Origin of the sequence: Sulfitobacter sp. 1A15106 (assembly GCF_043556995.1) — a bacterium.
Lineage (GTDB): Bacteria > Pseudomonadota > Alphaproteobacteria > Rhodobacterales > Rhodobacteraceae > Sulfitobacter > Sulfitobacter faviae.
In genome coordinates this window covers 1-1,686 of the sequence record NZ_JBIFFM010000034.1, presented here as the reverse complement: position 1 = coordinate 1,686, position 1,686 = coordinate 1, and the positions used below count along the sequence as shown (strand labels likewise).

Below are 1,686 nucleotides of genomic sequence, written 5' to 3'. Positions count from 1 at the left end.
TGTTGATTGTCACTGAGAACTGACCCGGTATTTTCACCGAGATTTGACCCACCCTCAGTTATGCGTCGTGGTTTATGACGCGGTCAATGTTTTGGCCTCCTTTCGTGTTTTCTTTGCAGCCTCAGCGCTGGCCTTGAAGCGGTAGCTGTCGTTTCCGGTTTCGAGGATGTGGCAGCGGTGGGTCAGCCTATCGAGGAGCGCGGTTGTCATCTTTGCATCCCCGAAGACCTGCGCCCATTCTGAGAAGCTGAGGTTTGTGGTGATGATGACGCTGGTGCGCTCGTAGAGTTTGCTGAGCAGGTGGAAGAGCAGCGCCCCGCCAGATGAGCTGAACGGCAGGTAACCGAGTTCGTCCAAAATGACCAAGTCGACCTTCGTCAGCGTCTCAGCCAGTTTCCCTGCCTTACCAAGTGCCTTCTCCTGCTCCAGCGCGTTGACCAATTCCACGGTCGAGAAGAAGCGCACCTTACGCCGGTAATGTTCGATGGCCTGGACGCCGATTGCTGTGGCGGTGTGGCTCTTGCCCGTTCCGGGACCGCCGATCAAAACGACATTCTCGACCGCTTCGATAAACTCGCATCGGTGTAGCTGCCGCACTGTCGCTTCGTTGATCTCACTCGATGCAAAGTCGAAGCCCGTCAGATCCTTGTATGCGGGGAAGCGGGCAACCTTCGTGTGGTAGGCGATGGACCGTACCTCGCGTTCGGCGATCTCGGCCTTGAGCAGCTGCGACAGCATTGGTGTGGCAGCTTCGAACGCTGGCGCACCCTGGGCGACCAAGTCTTCAATCGCATTTGCCATGCCGTACAGCTTGAGACTGCGTAGCATGATCACGATAGAGGCTCCTGCTGGGTCATGACGCATGGCGCTTCTCCTCAGTCCGTCGCAACCCGTCATAGCGATCGACGTTGGCCTCTGGCGTTGTCTGCAATGCCAGTGCGTCCGGCGGATCGACCTCGGGGTGATCTGTCGGTCTGCGGTCGATCAATCGGTGCAACAGGTTCAGGATGTGCGTCTTGGTGGGGACGCCCGCTTCAAGTGCCAGCTCCACTGCGCACAAAACGTCCTCTTCGTTGTGCTGAAGGACCAGAGACAGAATGTCGACCATCTCTCGGTCACCGCCTTCTTTACGCAGCATGTGATCCTGCAATTGACGGAAGGCATCCGGCATCTCCGTGAACGGCGCACCATTCCGAAGTGCGCCCGGTTTGCGTTGGATAACAGCGAGATAGTGGCGCCAGTCATAGATGACCTTGCCGGGCTTTCGATGAGACCGCTCGATGATCCGCGCATGCTTGCAAACCGTTTGCCCTTCAGCGACCACGACCAGCCGTTCGGGATAGACATGCAAACTGACACGGCGGTTCGCAAAGCTGGCGGGAACGCTGTAGCGATTGCGTTCGAACGTGATCAGGCATGTGGGTGACACACGCTTACTATGTTCGATAAAGCCATCGAATGCCGGTGGCAGTGCCATCAGCGTGGGCTTCTCGGCCTCCCACACGTCAGCGATGGACCCCGGCAAAGCCTTGTGCGGTGTCTCTGTCCAAAGGGCGATACAGCGGTCTTCAAGCCATTGGTTCAGCTCTGCCAGATCGGCAAAGACCGGCATGACCTGCCACATGCGGTTACGGGCATCCTGCACATTCTTCTCAACCTGGCCTTTCTCCCAACCGGCTGCCGGAT

General features: G+C 57.8%; 1 protein-coding gene and 1 pseudogene. Both read right to left on the bottom strand.

The genetic code is table 11. From position 1 onward, the window contains the following. Positions 1-72: 72 nt before the first annotated feature. Positions 73-864: an IS21-like element helper ATPase IstB gene (gene istB, locus ACGYKA_RS19985; protein WP_093744151.1), complete on the bottom strand. Its 792-nt coding sequence runs from the start codon at positions 862-864 to the stop codon at positions 73-75. Then, positions 854-1,686 (bottom strand): annotated as a pseudogene (locus ACGYKA_RS19980) (IS21 family transposase); the annotation flags it as partial. The pseudogene ACGYKA_RS19980 and the gene istB, both read right to left, overlap by 11 nt.